Raw genomic sequence first — 2,588 nt, 5'->3', positions numbered from 1 at the left:
ATTAATAACAATCATCTCTCCAGGTTCTATATCTCTGATATATTCTGCTCCAATCACATCAAAAGCACAACTCTCAGAAGCAACTACATAACCATCACCAATCTTTCCTAAAGAAAGAGGGCGAAAACCATGGGGATCTCTAATTGCTACCAGACTATCCGAAGTAAGGGCAACCAAACTAAAAGCTCCTTTAAGCTGACTTAAACTCTGTTTTAAAGCCTCTATCATTTCATTTTTAAGTGAACGGGATACCAAATGAGCAATAACTTCTGTGTCCAGATCAGAATGAAAAATAGAGCCAAGACCTTCCAGTTTTTCTCTAAGGTGCTGACCATTAACAAGATTTCCATTATGAGCTAAAGCCAGCTCCCCTTTAATAGAATTGGTTAAAAGAGGCTGAGCATTAACTGATTTACTGGAACCGGTAGTAGAATAACGAACATGACCTATAGCCATATCTCCTTTAAGTGAATCTAAAATTTGATCATCAAATACATTATTTACAAAACCCATATCCTTAAATAAATCAAGTTTTCCATCTTTATTTACACAAATTCCTGCACTTTCTTGACCTCTATGTTGAAGAGCATGAAGTCCAAGATAACTTAGATTGGCGGCATCATAACCTTCTCCTGGTTTATAAATTCCAAAAACTCCACACTCTTCAGCCATTTTGTCATCAGTCAATTTTTGATTATTATTGAGCTCTAAGCTTTCATTCTGGATGCTATACTTTCTTTCCATCTTGCTTTCAGCTCCTTTAGTGGTAAATCGATTAGATTATTTATCTTTAAGTTTTCACCTTTTACTTCACCTAATTTTTCTATATTTAAATTACTGTTTTTCTTTAATTCTTCCAGATTTTCTAGATCATCTTTAGCTATACTAATTACAATTCTACTCTGTGATTCTGCAAAAAGTTTGGCAATATCAGTTAAAGAAGATTTTCCCAAATCAATTTCAGCTCCTTTATTTCCATTAATACAACTTTCTGCAAGATTAACAGCCAGTCCACCTTCTGAACAATCATGGGCAGATTTTACTATTCCAGCTTCAATCGCATTTAATACAAAATCCTGTACATCTTTTTCTAAATCAATATCAATTTCAGGTACTCTACCTTCTTCTTTATCATAAAAAGTTTTTAGATATTCGCTTCCTCCAAGTTCTTCTTTAGTTTCTCCAATCAGAAAAATAATATCTCCTTCATCTTTAAAATCCTGAGTAACAGCTTTTTCTACATCACTCATTAAACCTACCATACCAATAATAGGTGTAGGATAAACTGCCCCTTTAGGACTTTCATTATAAAAACTTACATTTCCACCTGTAACCGGTGTCCCTAATTTTTCACAGGCTTTAGAAATTCCTTCAGCTGATTTTTCAAATTGCCAGAAAATTTCTGGATTCATAGGATTCCCAAAATTAAGTCCATCAGTAATTGCCAGTGGTTTTGCTCCTGAACATACTACATTACGAGCTGCTTCTGCTACTGCAATACTTCCACCTCTTTCTGGATCTAAATAACAATAACGGCTATTACAATCAGTAGAAATAGCAAGTCCCTTTTTTGTTCCTTTTATTCGGAGTACTGCTGCATCTGAACCTGGATGGACTACAGTGTTTGTCCTAACCATATGATCATACTGTTCATATACCCATTCTTTACTCGCTATATTAGGATTTTCCATTAATTTTAGAAGTCTATCATTAAAATCAATTTCTTTTTCTTCAGCTAAAAAGTCATTTACATCTTTAGACTGCAATTCATCTAAATATTCCGGTTTTTTTGATTCTCTTTCATAAACTGGAGCATCATCAGCAAGTGAACTTGCTGGAACTTCTGCTACAATCTCTCCTTTATTAAAAACTCTGAGCATACCATCATCGGTTACCTTTCCAATTACAGCTGCTTTTAAGTTCCATTTTTCAAAAATCTCTTTAACCAAATCTTCCTTACCTTTTTTGGGGACAACTAACATCCTCTCCTGTGATTCTGATAAAAGCACTTCATAAGGAGTCATTCCTTCTTCTCGTTTAGGTACTGAATCTATATCAAATTCAATACCTGCTCCACCACGGGAGGCCATTTCACAGGATGAGCTTGTAAGGCCGGCTGCTCCCATATCCTGAATACCTACCAGTGCTCCTGTTTTGATTAATTCAAGAGAAGCTTCCAGTAAAAGTTTTTCCATAAATGGATCTCCAACCTGGACAGCAGGTCTATCTTCTTCAGATTCTTCAGTTAGTTCATCAGAAGCAAAACTTGCTCCCTGGATTCCATCACGACCGGTAGTAGCACCAACAACCATAACTGGATTACCTACACCTTTAGCTGTTCCAGTAGAAATATCTTCCTGGTCCATTAAACCAACACTCATCGCATTAACCAGTGGGTTTTCTTTATATGAATCTGAAAAATATACTTCTCCACCAACAGTTGGAATCCCAATACAGTTTCCATAGCCTGCTATTCCTTCAACTACACCATCAAATAAAAAACGAACATGTTCATCATCAAGTTCACCAAAACGAAGTGAGTTAAGGCTGGCAATTGGTCTTGCTCCCATTGTAAAAATATCTCTTAT

General features: G+C 35.7%; 2 protein-coding genes. Both read right to left on the bottom strand.

All coding sequences use genetic code 11. The features are described from left to right. A partial coding sequence (locus VJ881_03485) for a class II glutamine amidotransferase (GenBank protein HKL75108.1) occupies nt 1-744 on the bottom strand: 744 nt, incomplete at its 3' end. Next, nucleotides 708-2,588, bottom strand: a 1,881-nt coding sequence (purL, locus tag VJ881_03480; protein HKL75107.1) for a phosphoribosylformylglycinamidine synthase subunit PurL, incomplete at its 5' end; no start/stop codon positions are given. The genes purL and VJ881_03485, both read right to left, overlap by 37 nt.

This window comes from Halanaerobiales bacterium, assembly GCA_035270125.1.
In the GTDB taxonomy this organism is placed as follows: Bacteria; Bacillota; Halanaerobiia; order Halanaerobiales; family DATFIM01; genus DATFIM01.
Note: the sequence above shows the minus strand (reverse complement) of the source record. Positions and strands in the feature narration are given on the sequence as shown.